Source organism: Acidobacterium sp. FHG110202_01, from assembly GCF_059115305.1.
Map to the genome: position 1 here is coordinate 320,196 of NZ_JBZYWJ010000005.1, position 17,023 is coordinate 337,218.

Below are 17,023 nucleotides of genomic sequence, written 5' to 3' on the forward strand. Positions count from 1 at the left end.
GCGTTACAATTTCTGCTAATAAAAAACCAGACCACTGCAGGGTATCTATTTTGAAGACGGTAAAACGCCGCTATCCCACGCCTGCTCTTGAAAAAGGGCTCGACATTCTGGAGCTGTTCGCGCATGAGCCTTCCGGACTCACGAAAAGCGAAGTCGCCCGCCGCCTGAACCGAACAGTTTCGGAAATCTTCCGCATGTTGCTGTGTCTCGAAGAGCGCGGCTATATTGCGCGTTCAGATGAAGACGAGCGTTTTCGCCTGACACTCAAGATGTTCCGTATGTCGCTTGAATATCCGCCAACCAAGCGGCTTGTTTCAGAAGCGCTGCCCATCATGCAGGATGTAGTGCACCAGCTCAACCAGTCCTGTCACCTCGGCGTGCTCGAAGCGGGCCATGTGGTGATCGTCGCTCAGGCCGACTCACCCATAAGTCCGGGCTTCTATGTCAAAGCCGGAGCCATTGTCGACCTCATGCATGCAGCGACAGGACACGTTATCCTCGCACACATTCCGCAGGATGTTCGTTACCGCGCCGTCGAAACCTGGCAGCATCGTACCGGCAGCCGCATTCCCAAAGACCTTGACGAGCACCTCAAAAAGATCCGGGAACAGGGCTACGAAGAGCGGGACAGTTACGAGATACGTGGCGTCGTAAACATAAGTTATCCCGTGCTGGACGAGCGGGGAAATGCCGTAGCTGCTCTCACCGTGCCGTATCTTGCGCGCATTGAAGAAACAACCGGCACGAAAAACGTCCGCGCTGCGCTGCGTGACGCCAGTGTGAAGCTGTCGGAAGCGATCGGCGGCGTAGCGCATCCTGCAACCCAGGGCGAGAAGAAGGCTGCGAAGAAATAACCGTCATTCCTCGCGCAGGGCCTCAACCGGCTCAATCGAGGAGGCCCTTTGTGCCGGAATCAGGGCAGCAAGCAGTCCTGCTCCGATCAAAGCCAGAGTAAGCGTCAGGATTCTGACGGCATCCTTGTCCATGTGCATGGCGACCACGGAACTAATGTACTTCCGCGCTGCCCATGTAAGCGCAAGGCCTGTCATTACGCCCAGAGCAAGCATCCAGCCCACGCGGCCATAAATGCCGGCCAGAATCCGTCCGCGTGAAGCGCCAAGCGCCATGCGTACACCGATATCGCGTGTGGAAAGCTCCACCTCGTGACTGATCAGCCCGTAGAGGCCGACAACAGCTAACAGAACAGCGAGTCCGGCAAACGCGCCAAATAGCCAGTTTTCCAGCCGCTCGAAGATCAGAGTATCGGCAACAACCGAGTCCATCGTCTCCGGAGTGCGGAATGGAAGTGTCGGATCAACGTCATGATAAGCGCGACGCAGGCTGGGAATGATGCTTCCCGGAGGGACCGCAGTACGAATGACCAGTGTCATGTTCCCGAGATTGCGAAAACTTTCATCTTTTGGGACTTGAGATGAGACGTAATCTGTCTCAGCCAACGGCGGCTCGTAGATGTTTTGGCGGATATTCTTTACCACGCCGACAATGACCGGTTTGTCTTCGTTGTCGAGTTGCATGCCGATCGGGTCACGGCCTGGTGGAATGAACTTCTTCACGAAAGCTTCATTCACAATCATGACAGGCTTCGATGTTGCCGTATCAAGTTTCGGGTCAAGCAGTCGTCCACGAACCAACTGGTTTTGAAAGACGTCGAAATATCCCGGCGACACAATGCGGTACTCAGCCAGGGTCTCTTCATTCGGCGGCGGAGGCGGGGTTCCGGCAACGTGTACCTCAGAATTCCAGCCATAGCCTTGTATCGGCAAAAGCTGAATCATTCCGACGGCCTGTACTCCAGGAATGGCATGTATTTTGTCAAACAATGGCTGATAGAAATCGGTCATGACATCGCGGCCGTCATAGCGCCCGGGTGAAAGATCAATTTCTGCTGTCAGGATGTTGTCCGGAGAAAATCCGAGCTCCGTATTCCTGAGACTGCCAAGCATGTGCATCAGCAGACCCGAGACAATCAGCAATGACAGCGCCAGAGCCATTTGGGTAATCACAAAGACAGCACGCAGGCGGTGCTGACCGCGCGATGTTCCGGCGCTTCCACCTGCGCGAAGTGCGAGAATTGGAGACGTACCGGAAAGGCGCAAGGCTGGCGTGAGCGCAGCCAGGATCGTAACAATCACAGAGGTGAATAAAGCGGCCAGCAGCACCGGCACATTCACCTGGACCTCGGCGCCTCTCGCAAGTGCGGAAATCAACAGCATGCGGATGACGTGCAGTAGTCCATAGGCAAGCAGAATTCCACCCGTTGCTCCGCAAACAGCGAAAAGCAGAGCTTCAGTTAAAATTTGCCGCACGATTCGAGTACGGGCTGCTCCAATCGCCGAGCGCAATGCCATCTCGCGCTCGCGCTTCACGCCTCGCGCAAGCAGCAGACCGGCAATATTCACGCAGCCAATTGCCAGAAGCGCAAGTACTGCATAGATCAGCAAGCGCAGAGAGCTGTCGGTTTTCCCCAGGATGAAAGTACCAATATCAATCAGCTTTACCCTGCGGCCTTTTGTATCGGGATAGTCGCGCCCCAGATCAGCAAATACAGCATTCAAATCTGCTTCTGCCTGTTTTATCGTTACGCCTGGTTTCAGGCGTGCGAATGCAGGCATGAAATGATTGCCCCGATTGTCATGCAGCTGTTTGGTAAGGTGCAGAGGAACATAGACGGCATTGGTGAGACTGATTGGAAAGCGAAACCCTGCAGGCATGACGCCAATGATGGTGTACGAGCGCCCATCCAGCTTCACTTGCTGTCCAATAGCTGATTTGTTCCCGCCAAACATCTGCTGCCAGACTTCGTAACTCAGCACAACGACATCATTCTTGCCGTCCTGGTCTTCGCCAGGGGCAAAGGTGCGGCCAAGAATCGGACTGACGCCAAATGCATCGAAGAAATTGTCGGTTACTTGTGCAGAGTGCAAGGCGGTAGGGCCAGTAGGACCTTCGAAGTTCACAGTTCCGCCAAAGCCGCTGCGTCCAATCAACGCAGAAAGAGTATGGTTCATCCGCTTCCAGTCCAGATATTCCGGATAGGAGGCAGGCTGCGTGTATCCCTCTGGCGAGTAGGTTTGCAGGGCCACAATTCTGTCAGGCTGTTGATAAGGCAAGGGCCGGATCAACATGGCATACAGCACGCTGAAGACCGCAGCCGTAATTCCAATACTCAATGCCAGGGTGGTGATGACCGTGACGCCAAACCCAGGCGATTTCTGCAACTGGCGAATGGCATAGCGAAGGTCCTGCAGGAACGCCTGCATAGGAAAACCCCTCCTCGCAAATGGGGATGTGGTGTCAATCATCAAACCCCGTTTCCTTTGTGAAATCAAGAAAATTGGTCGATTCGGCCTGGGGATATTGTTGTCGCCTGCCAGAAATCTCCCCAAAAAAGTTGAATCAACGCTTGACATATTCCCATATAGGAATATACGTTAATGTTCATGCCAAGGGCCGCTACCACCACCGATGTCTTCAACGCAGTCGCCGAGCCGCGCCGTCGCGAAATTATCGACATGCTCGGCGACGGAAAAGAACACGCCGTCGGCGATGTTGTGCTGAGGCTGCGCATCCCCCAGCCGGCCGTATCCAAGCATCTGGGAGTGCTGCGCAAAGTTGGAGTGGTGACCGTAAGCAAACGCGGGCAAATGCGCTTGTACCGCCTGAATGCAAAGGAACTGAAACCTGTGCATGACTGGGTGAAAATTTATGAACGCTACTGGACGCATAATCTCGACCGCATCAAGACAAGGGCCGAGCAAAAGATGATGGAACGCATCACCGCTGAAAATCAGCGCAGAGACAAGGAGCAGAAATGACCCAGAAGGCGCCGGAACAGGCGATCCAGGCCATCGAAATCGTGCGCGATATAGAAATCGCCGCCCCCATCGACATTGTGTTCGAAACGGTTCTCGAACAGCTCGGTCCGCTCGACGAAGACCCTGACGGACAGCCCATGCCATTCAAGCTCGAAGCGTGGCCCGGCGGCCGCTGGTACCGCGATTTTGGCAACAACACCGGCCATTGCTGGGGATTCGTGCAGTCCATCCGCCCTCACGATCTGCTGGAGATCCACGGGCCCATGTTCATGTCATCGCCCGCCATTTCTCATGTGCTTTTCCGTCTGAGCGAAGAAAATGGCGCGACACGCATCCAGTTCTCGCACCGCGCCATCGGGCAAATCCCTCCGGAACACATCGACGGCGCACAGGCCAACAAGGGCTGGGACAACTTCTTCGCCAAGGCTGGCAGAAGAGCGCAGCAGAAAGTAGTGAAGGGAGTCTGAAACGATGGCAGGAACAGAAACCATCCTGACAGTGGAAGTCACAAAAGAGGTCGAGATTGCGGCCACGATCGACATCGTCTGGGAAACGATGCTCGAACACATCGGTCCGCTCAATGAATCGCCCACCGGCGAGATCCATCGGCTGAAGCTCGAGCCATGGCCCGGCGGCCGCTGGTACCGCGATTTCGGCAACAACACCGGCCATTGCTGGGGACATGTGCAGGCTATCGAGCCGCCCACACTGATCGAGCTTCACGGCCCAGTATTCATGTCCGCGCCTGCCATATCGCACATCATTTTTCGCCTGAAGGAAGAGGGTGGCATCACGCACCTGAAGTTCTCGCACCGCGCCATCGGACAGATTCCGGAGAACGTGCGCGACGGCGTCGAGATGAACATCGGCTGGTCGCGCTTCGCCGACAATCTCAAGGCAGATGTGCTGGCCAAAACCAGTAGGGAGAAAAAATCATGAGCAGCATAGCAATCGAACCGCATGCGGTTGTATCTGAAGAGAAATGGCTGGAAGCACGCAAAGCGCTTCTCGCTGAAGAAAAGGCGTTCACCCGGCTGCGCGATGAAGTAAGCCGCAAGCGGCGCGAGTTGCCATGGGTCAAGGTGAAGAAGAACTATATCTTCGACACGCCGGAAGGCAGAGAAACACTGGCAGGCCTTTTCGATGGCCGCAGCCAGCTTGTCATCTATCACTTCATGATGGGCCCGGGATGGGGAGAGGGCTGCCCGCGGTGCTCGATGGCTGCGGATCACTTTGATCGCAGCGTCATTCATCTCGCACAACGTGACGTGACCCTGATTGCCGTCTCCCGCGCGCCTCTGGCAGAAATTGAAGCCTTCAAGAAGCGCATGGGATGGCAGTTCCGGTGGGTGTCATCCTTTGGCAGCGATTTCAACTATGACTATCGCGTCTCCTTCACGAAGGAAGAGATGGCACAGAAAAATTTCAACTATAACTACAACGACAAGATCGGATTTCCTTCCGAAGAAGCGACCGGCACGAGCGCTTTTTACAAGGACTCGGATAACAACGTCTTTCATACCTATTCGTCTTACGCTCGCGGCGGGGAAGGGATGCTGTTACCCTACCACTTCCTCGACATGGCGCCAAAAGGCCGCAATGAAGAAGAGTTTGGACCTGATGCCATGGCATGGGTGCGGCACCACGACCGCTACAGCAAGTAAATACATACTCTGGAGAAGAATCATGAGCACAGCAACCGTGAATCATGAAGTAGTCTCAGCTAAGCAGTGGCTGGAAGCGCGCAAAGCGCTTCTGGCCAGAGAGAAGGAACTAACCCGTCTGCGGGATGAACTGAACCGCCAGCGGCGCGAACTGCCATGGATCAAGATCGAAAAGAACTATGCCTTCGACGCGCCCGAAGGCAAGGTAACGCTGTCCGATCTCTTCGACGGACGCAGCCAGCTCATCGTGCAGCATTTCATGCTTGGCCCGGGCTGGAAGGAAGGCTGCGTGGGCTGCTCCTTCAAGTCCGACCACATCGACGGAACACTGGCGCATCTGGAGCATCACGATGTGTCGCTCGTGTCAGTATCGCGCGCGCCGCTGGAAGAGATCGAAGCCTTCAAAAAGCGCATGGGATGGAAGTTCAGTTGGGTGTCGTCCTACAACAGCGACTTCAACTATGACTTCCACGTCTCGTACCGCCCGGAAGACATGAAAGACGGCAAAGTGTTCTACAACTATGCCATGCAGGACTTCGTAAGCGAAGAGCTTTCCGGCGACAGCGTCTTCTACAAAGACGCGAACGGCGACATCTTCCACACCTATTCGACGCACGGACGCGGCGATGAGCAGTTCGTCGCGACCTACATGTATCTCGACATCACGCCCAAGGGCCGCAATGAGACTGGTCCGCGCCACAACCTGACCGACTGGGTGCGTCACCACGACCGTTACGAGGCCAGCGGCACAGTGAACGAACAGGGACGATATGTGGCGACGACGAAATCTCCCTGCGGATGCGAGAGCCACTCATGAACGCGCATCAGTGCTGCAGTGTAACTCGCAAATCACACTGGCTGCGCAAAGCAACGGAGGGAGCGGTCCCAGGAACAATTCTGGTGCTGCTCCCGAAGTGCCCCGCATGTCTGGTCGGTTATATTGCCGTTGCGACAGGACTGGGAATTTCCGTTTCGACAGCAACATATTTGCGCGAGTCGCTGATAATTTTTTGTTCCATATCGCTGCTCTGCTTAATAGCGAAATATACTTTCCGGTTTGCAAGATAACGGGTGCCCCAGGTTCGCGAAGCTAACCTGGGGATGTTTCTCTTACTGTTCTCGAGGGTGAAACAGAGAAAAGCAGATCCTTCGACTGTGTTCCCTTCGGTCACTTCGCTCAGGATGATAATTCTAGGGGGAGTGCCGCTACCGCTTCGGCAGATACTTTAAGACCTCGCCGGGCTCGGGACGCACTCTGAAATCAGCATAGGCTTCAGCAAAGAGCACCGTTCCATCCTGAGCAAGAACATATGTTGCAGGCAGCGGCAGCATCCAGCTCTCATCGCCGTTTACGAAGGGAATATTCACCAGGATGCTGCGATAGTAGTTCTGGTGAAAAGGCGGAACCTTGTAAGCCAGTCCGAACTGCTGCGCCACATCGCAATGCGAATCATGCAGCAGAGGGAAGGGAATTTTGTGCTGACCAGCGGCGAAGTCGCTCTGCCTGACAGTCTGCGGCGAAACGCCAACCAGCAAGGCCCCCATTTCGCGAACAACCTCATAAAGATCGCGCCATGCTTCGAGTTCCGTGACGCAGTAAGGACACCAGCGCCCTCGGAAAAAGTTGACGACGAGAGGCGCAAGAGCCAGCAGGTCTGACGAGCGAACCACTCGTCCTGAAGCATCGGGCAGAGTAAACTCAGGTGCCTTTGCGCCTACGGGAAGAATCTTCTGCTCGATCCCGCTCGCAAAAAGATCAGCCACCGCCTGCTCGCTGATGGCCAGTCTCTCCGGCTGCACCAGTTTGCGCGTGTTCGCAGTGATGTCGTCAAGCTGGTCCTGCAGGCGATGGTCGAGATCGATCATAGGAAAGGAGAACTCTATTGCCTCTTGCTAAAAAGTCTTTGCGAAACTTGGCGTCCTTAGCGTCTTGGCGGTAGATTTACCGTCCGCCGCGCATACCGCCCAGCATCCCCATGGCACGGCGCTGCAGCATTCCGCCTTTGCCGACATTCTTGAACATCTTCCGCATCTGCGCATACTGGCGCAGGAGCTGGTTGACTTCCTGCACCGTCGTTCCTGAGCCGGAAGCGATGCGCTTGCGCCTGCTGCCGGAGATGATCTCGTGGTGATTGCGTTCCTTCTGCGTCATGGAATTGATGATCGCCTCAACGCGGACGAACTGTTTTTCATCCACCTGGTCGGCCATCTGCTGGATCCCGGCCATCGGCCCAACCGAGGGCAGCATCTTCATGATGCTCTGCAGCGATCCGAGCTTGCGAATCTGGCGCAGCTGATCCCGGAAGTCTTCAAGCGAGAAGCCGTCGCCCGAGAGCGCCTTGCGCGCGAACTCTTCGGACTTTTTGCGGTCAAGCTTTTCTTCCGCCTTCTCGATGAGCGTCATGATGTCGCCCATGCCGAGAATGCGGCTCACGATGCGGTCCGGATGAAAAGGCTCGAAGGCGTCCGGCTTTTCACCCACGCCGATGAACTTCACCGGCTGCCCTGTGACATGGCGGATCGAAAGCGCCGCACCGCCGCGGGCATCGCCGTCCATCTTGGTGAGAATGATGCCCGTCAGCCCAAGCCGCTTGTGGAACTGGTCCGCGGAATTGACGGCGTCCTGCCCGGTCATCGAGTCGGCGACGAAGAGAATCTCCTGCGGCGTGAGCAGCTTCTTGAGCGACTCCATCTCGCCCATCAGGTCTTCGTCAATGTGCAGGCGGCCTGCAGTGTCCACGATCAGCGTATCGCAGCCCGTAATGACAGCCTCGCGTTTCGCTTCCTTGGCCAGCCGCTCGACAAGCGCCGTGCCTGCAGCTTCGCCTTTGGTGTCGCCTTCATAGATATTGGCCTTGATCGATTTGGCGACAACCTTCAGCTGTTCGCGCGCCGCCGGGCGGTAGACGTCGACCGAGACCAGCATGGGGCGATGCCCGCCCTTCTGCAGCCACGCGGCCAGCTTGCCCGAGGTGGTCGTTTTACCGGAGCCCTGCAGTCCGGCCATCAGGATGACCGTCGGGGGACGCGAGGCGAAGTTGAAGCGAGCCGTATCTTTGCCCAGCAGCGTGACCAGCTCATCGCGGACGATCTTGATGACCTGTTCAGTGGGCGACAGCGCCGTCATCACTTCCTGCCCAACGGCCTTGGCGCGGATGTGTTCGATCAGTTCCTTGACGACGTTGAGATTGACGTCGGCTTCGAGCAGGGCGACGCGAATTTCACGCAGGGCCTCGCCGATGTTTTCTTCGGAGATCGTGCCCTGTCCGCGGAGATTCTTAAACGCCCGCTGCAGCTTTTCTGAGAGGTTTTCAAACATGGTTGCTCTTCAAGTTTACCAGCCGGAGCAGGCCGTTCGGTTCGGGAAGAAATTCTCTGCGGTTAAAACTTACTTGACTTCGACCTGCTCAAACCCAAGCCCGAGCAGCATCGTGGTGACGGTAGCGGCAGCATTTTTGCGTGCCGTTTCGAGGATGCCGTCTTTGAGAGCCGCCTGCTGCAAATCCTGCTGGGCTTTGGCGCGGACTTCGCTTTCGAGGTTCGGATCAGCAGCGACAAACAGACCCGTCTCGCGCGAATAGACGCGGGTCTTGGAATTATCGAGCGTGGTGGTAAAGATTTCAGGCTTCGGCAGATGGACCTGAATCATGCGTCCCTGAATCCTTATGTCACTGGTTTGCAGGTGGCTCAGATCAATGCCCGCGATAGCCTGTCCATGGACGACCAGCAGGAGCTTGTCGCCGGTAAGGAAATTGGGCAGGTAGGCATTTTCGCGTGAGCCTTCAACGACTTTGTCCATGGTGTAGACAACGGTTTCAAGACGCTGAAGCTGCTGGATCTTGTTGACGACCGTCGGCAGGGAAGTTTCGATCGAAAGGCTGCGCCCGGTGACCTTGGCCGCAATTTCGTTCCAGACGCCTTGCGTAGCATTGCGAACAAAGAGCGCGAGCGCAATGACCCCGACAATAAGGCCGAGAAAAAGCGCGAGCAAGATGGTTGGAATGCGAGTGCGCTTCGAAGCTGGAGTCAGCGACTGTGTATCCATAGTTTTATGAGATTCAGGCTGCCATAAATATGGTAGCCTGAGGGATATGAGGACGACCGTCGACATTCCCGATCAACTTTATCGAGAGCTGAAAAGCAAAGCCGCCAGAGAAGGCAGCACTGTAAAGGAGATTATCCTTCGTGGAGTCGAGGCGGAGCTTCATAGCCAGTCCCGACGAGTGAAAAAGAAGATAAAGCTACCGCTGATTCCGTCGAAAGAGCCAGGAACTCTCAAGCTAGACAATGAAACCATCTACAAGATCATTCCTTTTCCCTGATGTGAATGTATGGCTTGCATTGAGCTATGAGCGGCATGAGCACTACAATGCAGCCCGGTCATGGTTTGATGGTCTAAGTGACTTTGATGCTATCTGTTTTTCACGCTTTACACAGCTTGGCCTGCTGAGGCTTCTGACTACGCAAGCAGTCATGAAGCGCGATGTGATGAACCAGAAACAAGCTTGGGATATTTATGATAAATGGCTTGCGGACCAACGGATATTTCTGGCAGAGGAACCAGCAGGCGTTGAACCCGTATTCCGCAAATTTGCCCAATCTGCACATCCCTCGGCCAAGTCTTGGGCCGATGCTTATCTTGCTGCATTTGCCCTTGCTTCAGGGATGAGCTTGGTTACATTCGATCACGGCTTTCGCGGGAGACTTCACGGACTGATTCTATTGCCTCAGATTGCGAACTAATTATGAAGCCTGCGAAACTTTTTCTTCTGTCAATGTGCTGAGTTCGTCACTCCCAGTCCGGTTCTTGTAACTCGCCTTGATAAACGAGCTGAACAGCGGATGCGGCTCGAGTGGCTTCGACTTGAATTCGGGATGGAACTGGCAGCCCAGAAAAAATGGATGTTCAGGAATCTCGACAATCTCGACGTACGTCGCGTCGGGTGTGGTTCCCGTGATGCGCAATCCGCCGCCGGTCAGCAGCGCCTCATATTCGCGGTTGAATTCGTAGCGATGGCGATGGCGCTCGCTGATCTCGGTTGACTTGTAGCTCTTGTAAGCCAGCGAATCAGGCTGCAGGATGCAGGTCCATGCGCCCAGGCGCATCGTGCCGCCCATTTCCTCAACGCCAGTCAGTTCGCGCAGCTTGTAGATAACGCGGTGCGGCGTTGCCGGATCGAACTCGCTTGAGTTCGCGCCATTCAAACCGCAGACGTTGCGAGCAAACTCAATGCAGGCGGTCTGCATGCCCAGGCAGATGCCGAAGTAGGGAATCTTATTTTCGCGCGCATAACGGATGGCGTTCAGCATGCCTTCAATGCCGCGCTTACCGAAGCCTCCGGGAACGAGAATTCCGTCAAAGCCCTTGAGCTGCTCTTCGTAGTTCGGTGTTTCGAGGCCTTCAGCTTCAATCCAGGTGACGCGCAGCTTCAGATTGTGCGCGAGCGAGCCATGCACCAGCGCTTCCTTGAGTGACTTGTAGCTGTCCTCATACTCAACGTACTTGCCGACAATCGCGATCGAAACTTCGTCCTTCGGGTTGTAGCAGCGATCGACAAGGTCCTTCCATCGGCTGAGGTCAGGCTGGCGCGTTTCAAGATGCAGGTACTTGAGAGCCAGCGCATCGACGCCTTCCTGCGCAAAGCACAGAGGTACTTCGTAAATGGAATCAACATCCTTGGCCGTAATCACAGCCTGCTCTTCGAGGTTGCAGAAGAGCGCAATCTTGCCCTTGATCTCGCGCGAAAGCGCGCGGTCGCTGCGGCAAAGCAGGATATCGGGCTGAATTCCAATAGAAAGCATCTCCTTGACCGAATGCTGCGTCGGCTTGGTCTTCAGCTCCTGAGCTGCGCTGATCCAGGGAACGAGCGTGACATGAACAAAAACCGTGTTCTCGCGGCCAAGCTCCTGGCGCATCTGGCGAATGGCTTCAAGAAAGGGAAGCGATTCAATATCGCCCACCGTGCCGCCGATCTCAACGATAGTTACATCGGAGTCAGTCGCGACCTTGCGCATGGCATTCTTGATTTCATTGGTGACGTGAGGGATAACCTGGACGGTCTTTCCAAGATAGTCGCCGCGGCGTTCCTTGGTGATGATCTGTTCGTAGATGCGTCCGGTGGTGAGATTATTGTCGCGGGTAAGTCGGGCGTGGGTGAAGCGTTCGTAGTGGCCAAGATCGAGATCGGTTTCGGCGCCGTCGTCGGTGACAAAGACCTCGCCATGCTGGAAGGGGGACATGGTTCCGGGATCGACGTTGAGGTAAGGGTCAAACTTCATCAGGTTGACCTTCAGGCCCCGTGCTTCCAGCAGGCAGCCGATCGATGCGGCGGCTAACCCCTTTCCTAAGCTGGATACAACTCCGCCGGTCACAAAGATGTACTTTGCGGACATCGCTGCTTCACCTTTTTCTTGTGGTTTTGATTGGCGTACCAGGTAGGCACAATTGATTCTATCCGAAATCGAGCGAAAATAAAAGACAGGAGAGGAACGCTCTCCCGAGACGTAACCGGAGACGAATCCGTCTAAACAACGGTCTATGAAACGCTTTGTCTGTGCCCTGATTGCTGTGATCCTTGCCTGCACCCTGCCTGCGCTGGGCCAGTCGGGCAACAAGCGTCTCATTCTTAAAGACGGCTCCTATCAGGTCATTACGGATTACCAGATCAAGGGCGACCGCGTCCGCTACAAAAGCGCCGAGCGCGGAGGTGAATGGGAAGAAATCCCCAAAGACCTGATCGACTGGCCGGCAACCGACAAGTGGAACAAGGAACACGCCCCCGGAGCTCTCGCCGCTGCTGAGGCAGCCCGCGAAAAACAGGAGCAGAACGAAGCCGCGGAAATCGATAAAGAAGCCGCAGCCGAACGCGAGGCCGAGAAGTCGCGCATGCCCACAGTTTCTCCGGGGCTGCGGGTACCGGATGAGAGCGGCGTATGGGTGCTCGATACTTTTCAGGGAACTCCGGAGCTGGTCAAGATGCAGCAGAGTAACGGCGACCTGAACAAGAACCTTGGCCACAACGTGCTCAGGGCCACCATCAATCCTCTGGGAGGCACAAAGCAGCTCATCCAGATCGAAGGCGCGCGCTCGAAGGTCCAGCTTCACGTCAACCAGCCGGAGCTCTACGTCAGCCTCGATGCCAGCGATGACCAGGAAGCTCCTGATAACGCATTAAAGGTCGATACCCACGGCGCCAGTTCCACCAAAGACAAGAACAACTACAGCTCGCCCACCAGCCGCTATGTCATCGTGCGCGTGCAGTCGCGCCGCAACCTGCGCGTGGTGGCTGCCATGAACATCAGCATGGTAGGCAAAATGTCGCACTCTGAAGACACGGTTGAAACCACGACTCAAATCCTGCCCGGCGGCCACTGGATGAAGGTAGTTCCCAAAGAGCCGCTGAGTTTCGGTGAATATGCGTTGATGGAAGTGCTTTCCCCGCAGGAAGTGAACCTCGACGTGTGGGATTTTGGCGTCGATCCGACCTCTCCCGAGAACAAGAACGCCCTCACCCCCATTCAGCCATTGCATGGAGCAGCCGCGTCTGCGACGCCATCCCAGCCACAGTAGGTTTTGCATGGTCCCCGCCGCCTCCGTTGGTCGCTTGCCATTGCACCTATCCTGCTGCGCCCACATCAAATAAAGTAGAAGGAGAACATGGCGGTATCGTTGACCATTCCGGGCGAAACCCAATTGCGCCTGATCGACAAGCATGGCCGGGCTATCACCGATCTGCGTGTCTCCGTTACTGACCGCTGTAACTACAAATGCGTGTATTGCCGCACCGGCAATGACGGCGCGCAATACGCCGATCTTCCGCTGCCCGATTATCTGCGCATCGTGCGAGTCTTCGTGAGCCTGGGCATTGAAAAGGTCCGCCTGACTGGTGGAGAGCCGCTGCTGCGCAAGGGCCTGACGGGGCTGATCACGCAACTGGCAAAATTACGTACAGTCGAAGGCGAGCCTCTCGATCTTGCGTTGACTACCAACGGCCACTTGCTCGAAGAAATGGCGCAGCCGCTCAAGGATGCCGGCCTGAGCCGCGTGACCGTCAGCATGGATGCGGTCGATCCCGAGACCTTTGCGCGCATCACTCGCGTTCCCGGAAGCTTCCACAAAGTGCTGGCAGGCATTCGCGCAGCGCAGCGCGTCGGACTCGGCCCGGTAAAGGTCAACTGCGTCCTCCTCCGCGGATTTAACGAAGACCAGATCATCCCTTTCGCAAAATTTGCCCGTGATGAAGGTGTCATCGTCCGCTTCATCGAATTCATGCCGCTCGAGGAAGACCGCCTCTGGACGCCCGAAGTTGTAATCTCTGCCCGGGAATTGCTGGACAAGCTGAAGACCTTCCGTCCGGTAGTGCCGCTCGAAGCTAACGCGCCCAGCGAAACGGCCAGGCGCTACACCTTCGATGACGGCATCGGAGAGCTAGGCATTATCGCGCCCGTCTCACAGGCCTTCTGCGGGCACTGCAGCCGCGTTCGCCTCACTTCCGACGGCAAGATTCGCACCTGCCTCTTTTCGCAGTTTGACCACGACCTGTACGGCAGAATGCAGCGCGGAGCCACCGACGAAGAGATGGCCGACTTCATCCGTCTGACAGTCGATCAGAAAGAAGCCCGCCATCACATCGGCGAACCCGGCTTCCTCAAGCCTTCGCGCAGCATGGTCCACATCGGCGGATAGTTACCGGAAATAGAAGCGGCGGTTGCACGTCCGGCAGCGATAAGGCTTCTTCCCGATCAGGAATAAAGGCAGGTCGTACCAGCGCATATGCGACCGTCGGACGGTCGTTGCCTCGTTGCACCAGGGACACAGAAGTTGAGCCATAGAAAACTCTGGTATCGAACGTTTGACACTGGAACTGTGCTGGTACTTTCTCACGAGTCGGACGGTTACGCAACCGTTTTGCCAACATATTGATTATGTAGGCTCGCAAAGCTGCTTCGCCATGCGCTTTACCTGGATGGACTCGCCCTCCGGAAGCGGCACGTCGAACTCTCCCTGGACCTCATAACCATAAGCCCGGTACAAAGGGACTCCGGGAAGCGTCGCTGCCATTTCCATGCTCTGGAACCCAGCCTGAAGCGCTGCTTTTTCGCAATGTTTGAGCAGGGCAGTGCCGACTCCATGGCGCGCAAATTCCGGATGCGTGAAGAAGGCGCGAATGCGGGCAGGCTCATATTCCGGATTGAGCAGAACATCGTTGCGGGAGTGATCGAAATGGCTGGCCCCATAGAGCGTGTTGCGCTTGCTCCATCCACCGCACCCGGCCATCTTTCCATCAATCTCGGCGACATAATACGTGCCATCATCAATGAGCTGCGTATCCACCCCGAAGACAGAATGCACCGCAGCCTCAATCTGCTGCTGCGTGTACCACCCCGACTGCAGCTCGCGCACCGAGCGCTCAATCAGCTCCTTGAGCGCCGAAATATCATCACGAGTTGCAATACGAATGTAGATGGCAGCCATGAAATTCAATCTACCGCAGAGTGGGGTAGTGGATCAGTTTGATCTGTTTTGAAGGGGCACGGCTTCAGCCGTGCCATGAAAATGGGGCTTCAGCCCCTGAGGGAAAATTCCAACTGCCCCCTACTAAGAGTGGCTTGAAATCTGGGTGCCCCATCCTTTCGCGCTTTTGCGAAAGGGTGGGAGAGCAATACCATCGACCAATTTACATTCTGTCGTAGTTCGGTCCACCGCCACCCTCCGGAGGCACCCAGTTGATGATCTGATAAGGGTCCATGATGTCGCAGGTCTTGCAGTGCACGCAGTTGGCAAAATTGATGTGCAGCTCTTTGCCTGAAGGCGATTCGCCCGACTCAACCATCTCATACACCGCCGCCGGACAGAAATATTGACAGGGATTGCCGAACTCCTTCACGCAGCGAGTGCTGCAGATGTTCAGGTCCTCGACAACGAGGTGCGTCGGCTGGTCGTCATCATGCCGCGTGCCCGAGTGGTAGACATCCGTCAGGCGGTCAAAGGTCAGCTTGCCGTCGCCCTTCGCATTGCCAAGAAACGGCTCGCGCTCGCCCGCCCACTGGCCCAGCTCATCGAGCTGCTTCATGCGCAGATAACCCGCATGGTTCTTCGCGTCTGGCCCAAGATTGCTGCCGCGCAGGAAAAACTGGATGCCGGCTTTGAGAAGGCCTTCCGTCCGGCCATGCTCAAAGGCCTGATGAAAATTCCGCACAGGATAAAGTTCTTCACGGATCCAGCTCGTATCGACCGAGGCCTTGTATTCGCTCAACGTATCAGCAGAAGTGTCGCCGGAGAGCAGCGCATCAAATGCCGTCTCCGCTGCCAGCATGCCGCTCTTGATCGCAAGATGAATGCCTTTAAGGCGCTGCGAGTTAAGAAAGCTGGCCGAGTCGCCAAGAATCATCCAACCATTGCCATAGATGCGCGGCATCGTGAGCCATCCGCCATAGGGCAGCGATTTCGCGCCATAGCGGACCATCTTTCCGCCCTCAAGCAGGCTGCGCGTAAAACGATGCTCTTTGTAGGTCTGGAAAACGTGGTGCGGATCAGTGCGCGGGTCTTCGTAGTCGAGCCCGGTAACGTAGCCAATCGAGATTTCCGTATCTGAAATACCGTAAATCCAGGCGCCGCCGTATTCCTTCGCCGTCAGCGGATAACCCAGCGTATAGATAACTTCGCCTTTGGCGACGCGGCCCGCGGGAATTTCCCAGAGCTCCTTGATGCCGACACCGTAGGTCTGCGCATGATCAGGGTCTTCCAGATTGAGCTGTTGAATAAGCTGTTTCGCACAACTGCCGCGCGTGCCCTCGGCGAGAATCGTGATCTTCGCGCGCAGGTCATATCCCGGCTCGAAATTTGCTTTCTGCTGGCCGTTTTTATCGACGCCCTTGTCATCGGTGCGAACGCCCGCGACACACGCAGTTTCTACATTGCGGCTTTCATCTTCAAACAGCAATTCAGACCCTGCAAATCCGGTAAAAACAGTGATGCCCGCAGCTTCGACCTTCTCGCCCAGCCACTTCACGAATTTGTTGATCGAGATGACGTAGTTTCCATGGTCGCGCAACGGCGGAGGAACGATAGGCAGTCTGCGTGCCTTGTCATTGGTGAAGAAATAGACAGATTCCTTCGTAACCTCTGCATCGAGCGGCGCTTCACTTTCAAATCCTGGCAAAAGCTCGCGCATGGATCGCGGATCGAGCAGCGCTCCAGATAAACAGTGCTGGCCCACCTCACGTGCTTTTTCAAGAACGTAGATGTTCTCCTTTGAAAGCTGCGCATCAGGATGGCTCTGGTTGTGCTCATCGATCAGCTGCGAGAGCCGCAGCGCACAGGCCATACCGGCAGGTCCTCCGCCGACGATGACAACATCGGCTTCCATCTGCGGACGGTCGATTCCTTCAAGTGGTTTGCGGAAATGAATGCTCATAGCGACCGACCATCTTACTAGAGGCAGGGAACAGTTTCATGCTGTCATCCTGAGCGGAGCGAAGGATCTGCTTTTCGTTTCGGCAGCTACAAAATCATCCAAACAG

16 protein-coding genes are annotated in these 17,023 nt (G+C 55.9%); 9 read left to right on the forward strand and 7 right to left on the reverse strand.

Annotated elements, in window-relative coordinates; genetic code table 11:
• Window positions 1–50: 50 nt before the first annotated feature.
• Entirely contained in the window at window positions 51–854 is an 804-nt protein-coding gene (locus tag AC5S16_RS12845; RefSeq protein ID WP_493930468.1) for an IclR family transcriptional regulator, read from the forward strand.
• A gap of 3 nt (window positions 855–857) precedes the next feature.
• On the opposite strand, the gene AC5S16_RS12850 is transcribed toward AC5S16_RS12845, so the two are convergent.
• A complete protein-coding gene (locus AC5S16_RS12850; protein WP_493930469.1) occupies window positions 858–3,281 on the reverse strand; it encodes an ABC transporter permease in 2,424 nt (807 codons plus the stop codon).
• A 180-nt stretch (window positions 3,282–3,461) separates the two neighbouring features.
• Between AC5S16_RS12850 and AC5S16_RS12855 the strand changes: the two genes are divergently transcribed.
• The 5 genes from AC5S16_RS12855 to AC5S16_RS12875 are packed head-to-tail and all read left to right on the forward strand — an operon-like array spanning window position 3,462 to window position 6,317.
• Complete coding sequence (locus tag AC5S16_RS12855) at window positions 3,462–3,836, forward strand: ArsR/SmtB family transcription factor (protein WP_493930470.1); 375 nt, start codon at window positions 3,462–3,464, stop codon at window positions 3,834–3,836.
• Window positions 3,833–4,303 (forward strand): SRPBCC family protein, encoded by a 471-nt coding sequence (locus AC5S16_RS12860; RefSeq protein ID WP_493930471.1) that lies wholly within the window; start codon window positions 3,833–3,835, stop codon window positions 4,301–4,303. Before AC5S16_RS12855 ends, AC5S16_RS12860 begins: the two co-directional genes overlap by 4 nt.
• 4 nt (window positions 4,304–4,307) lie before the next feature.
• A complete protein-coding gene (locus AC5S16_RS12865; RefSeq protein ID WP_493930472.1) occupies window positions 4,308–4,775 on the forward strand; it encodes an SRPBCC family protein in 468 nt (155 codons plus the stop codon).
• Window positions 4,772–5,500: a DUF899 domain-containing protein gene (locus AC5S16_RS12870; RefSeq protein ID WP_493930473.1), complete on the forward strand. Its 729-nt coding sequence runs from the start codon at window positions 4,772–4,774 to the stop codon at window positions 5,498–5,500. Before AC5S16_RS12865 ends, AC5S16_RS12870 begins: the two co-directional genes overlap by 4 nt.
• 22 nt (window positions 5,501–5,522) lie before the next feature.
• Window positions 5,523–6,317 carry a DUF899 domain-containing protein gene (locus tag AC5S16_RS12875; RefSeq protein ID WP_493930474.1) on the forward strand — a complete coding sequence of 265 codons (795 nt, stop codon included), beginning with the start codon at window positions 5,523–5,525 and terminating at the stop codon, window positions 6,315–6,317.
• A 389-nt stretch (window positions 6,318–6,706) separates the two neighbouring features.
• Here the strand turns inward: AC5S16_RS12875 and AC5S16_RS12880 are convergent, their stop codons facing one another.
• The 3 genes from AC5S16_RS12880 to AC5S16_RS12890 all read right to left on the reverse strand — a co-directional run bounded on the left by AC5S16_RS12880 (window position 6,707) and on the right by AC5S16_RS12890 (window position 9,545).
• The gene (locus tag AC5S16_RS12880) at window positions 6,707–7,366 is read right to left on the reverse strand and encodes a peroxiredoxin family protein (protein ID WP_493930475.1); all 660 of its coding nucleotides are present in this window, start codon (window positions 7,364–7,366) and stop codon (window positions 6,707–6,709) included.
• 76 nt (window positions 7,367–7,442) lie between these two features.
• Window positions 7,443–8,819, reverse strand: coding sequence for a signal recognition particle protein (ffh, locus tag AC5S16_RS12885; protein WP_493930476.1), 1,377 nt, complete (start codon window positions 8,817–8,819; stop codon window positions 7,443–7,445).
• 69 nt (window positions 8,820–8,888) lie between these two features.
• Entirely contained in the window at window positions 8,889–9,545 is a 657-nt protein-coding gene (locus AC5S16_RS12890) for a DUF4230 domain-containing protein (protein ID WP_493930477.1), read from the reverse strand.
• 242 nt (window positions 9,546–9,787) lie between these two features.
• On the opposite strand from AC5S16_RS12890, the gene AC5S16_RS12895 reads away from it, so the two are divergent.
• On the forward strand, window positions 9,788–10,243 hold the full coding sequence (locus AC5S16_RS12895; protein ID WP_493930478.1) for a TA system VapC family ribonuclease toxin: 456 nt from the start codon (window positions 9,788–9,790) through the stop codon (window positions 10,241–10,243).
• Here AC5S16_RS12895 and pyrG read toward each other — a convergent pair whose 3' ends face one another.
• Entirely contained in the window at window positions 10,244–11,893 is a 1,650-nt protein-coding gene (gene pyrG, locus AC5S16_RS12900) for a CTP synthase (protein WP_493930479.1), read from the reverse strand. It lies immediately after the preceding gene.
• Window positions 11,894–12,038: 145 nt separating this feature from the next.
• Between pyrG and AC5S16_RS12905 the strand changes: the two genes are divergently transcribed.
• Both AC5S16_RS12905 and moaA read left to right on the forward strand, forming a co-directional pair.
• Complete coding sequence (locus tag AC5S16_RS12905) at window positions 12,039–13,070, forward strand: hypothetical protein (RefSeq protein ID WP_493930480.1); 1,032 nt, start codon at window positions 12,039–12,041, stop codon at window positions 13,068–13,070.
• Between the two features lie 87 nt (window positions 13,071–13,157).
• Window positions 13,158–14,186, forward strand: coding sequence for a GTP 3',8-cyclase MoaA (gene moaA / locus AC5S16_RS12910; protein ID WP_493930481.1), 1,029 nt, complete (start codon window positions 13,158–13,160; stop codon window positions 14,184–14,186).
• A gap of 237 nt (window positions 14,187–14,423) precedes the next feature.
• Here moaA and AC5S16_RS12915 read toward each other — a convergent pair whose 3' ends face one another.
• Window positions 14,424–14,975 (reverse strand): GNAT family N-acetyltransferase, encoded by a 552-nt coding sequence (locus AC5S16_RS12915; protein WP_493930482.1) that lies wholly within the window; start codon window positions 14,973–14,975, stop codon window positions 14,424–14,426.
• Window positions 14,976–15,177: 202 nt separating this feature from the next.
• Window positions 15,178–16,917, reverse strand: coding sequence for an electron transfer flavoprotein-ubiquinone oxidoreductase (locus AC5S16_RS12920; protein WP_493930483.1), 1,740 nt, complete (start codon window positions 16,915–16,917; stop codon window positions 15,178–15,180).
• Window positions 16,918–17,023 lie beyond the last annotated feature (106 nt).

Excerpts from the sequence above, each read along its gene's own strand:
- AC5S16_RS12850 (WP_493930469.1), bottom strand. The coding sequence starts at position 3,281 with ATGCAGGCGTTCCTGCAGGACCTTCGCTATGCCATTCGCCAGTTGCAG.
- AC5S16_RS12855 (WP_493930470.1), top strand. The coding sequence starts at position 3,462 with ATGCCAAGGGCCGCTACCACCACCGATGTCTTCAACGCAGTCGCCGAG.
- AC5S16_RS12860 (WP_493930471.1), top strand. The coding sequence starts at position 3,833 with ATGACCCAGAAGGCGCCGGAACAGGCGATCCAGGCCATCGAAATCGTG.
- AC5S16_RS12865 (WP_493930472.1), top strand. The coding sequence starts at position 4,308 with ATGGCAGGAACAGAAACCATCCTGACAGTGGAAGTCACAAAAGAGGTC.
- AC5S16_RS12870 (WP_493930473.1), top strand. The coding sequence starts at position 4,772 with ATGAGCAGCATAGCAATCGAACCGCATGCGGTTGTATCTGAAGAGAAA.
- AC5S16_RS12875 (WP_493930474.1), top strand. The coding sequence starts at position 5,523 with ATGAGCACAGCAACCGTGAATCATGAAGTAGTCTCAGCTAAGCAGTGG.
- AC5S16_RS12880 (WP_493930475.1), bottom strand. The coding sequence starts at position 7,366 with ATGATCGATCTCGACCATCGCCTGCAGGACCAGCTTGACGACATCACT.
- ffh (WP_493930476.1), bottom strand. The coding sequence starts at position 8,819 with ATGTTTGAAAACCTCTCAGAAAAGCTGCAGCGGGCGTTTAAGAATCTC.
- AC5S16_RS12890 (WP_493930477.1), bottom strand. The coding sequence starts at position 9,545 with ATGGATACACAGTCGCTGACTCCAGCTTCGAAGCGCACTCGCATTCCA.
- AC5S16_RS12895 (WP_493930478.1), top strand. The coding sequence starts at position 9,788 with ATGAAACCATCTACAAGATCATTCCTTTTCCCTGATGTGAATGTATGG.
- pyrG (WP_493930479.1), bottom strand. The coding sequence starts at position 11,893 with ATGTCCGCAAAGTACATCTTTGTGACCGGCGGAGTTGTATCCAGCTTA.
- AC5S16_RS12905 (WP_493930480.1), top strand. The coding sequence starts at position 12,039 with ATGAAACGCTTTGTCTGTGCCCTGATTGCTGTGATCCTTGCCTGCACC.
- moaA (WP_493930481.1), top strand. The coding sequence starts at position 13,158 with ATGGCGGTATCGTTGACCATTCCGGGCGAAACCCAATTGCGCCTGATC.
- AC5S16_RS12915 (WP_493930482.1), bottom strand. The coding sequence starts at position 14,975 with ATGGCTGCCATCTACATTCGTATTGCAACTCGTGATGATATTTCGGCG.
- AC5S16_RS12920 (WP_493930483.1), bottom strand. The coding sequence starts at position 16,917 with ATGAGCATTCATTTCCGCAAACCACTTGAAGGAATCGACCGTCCGCAG.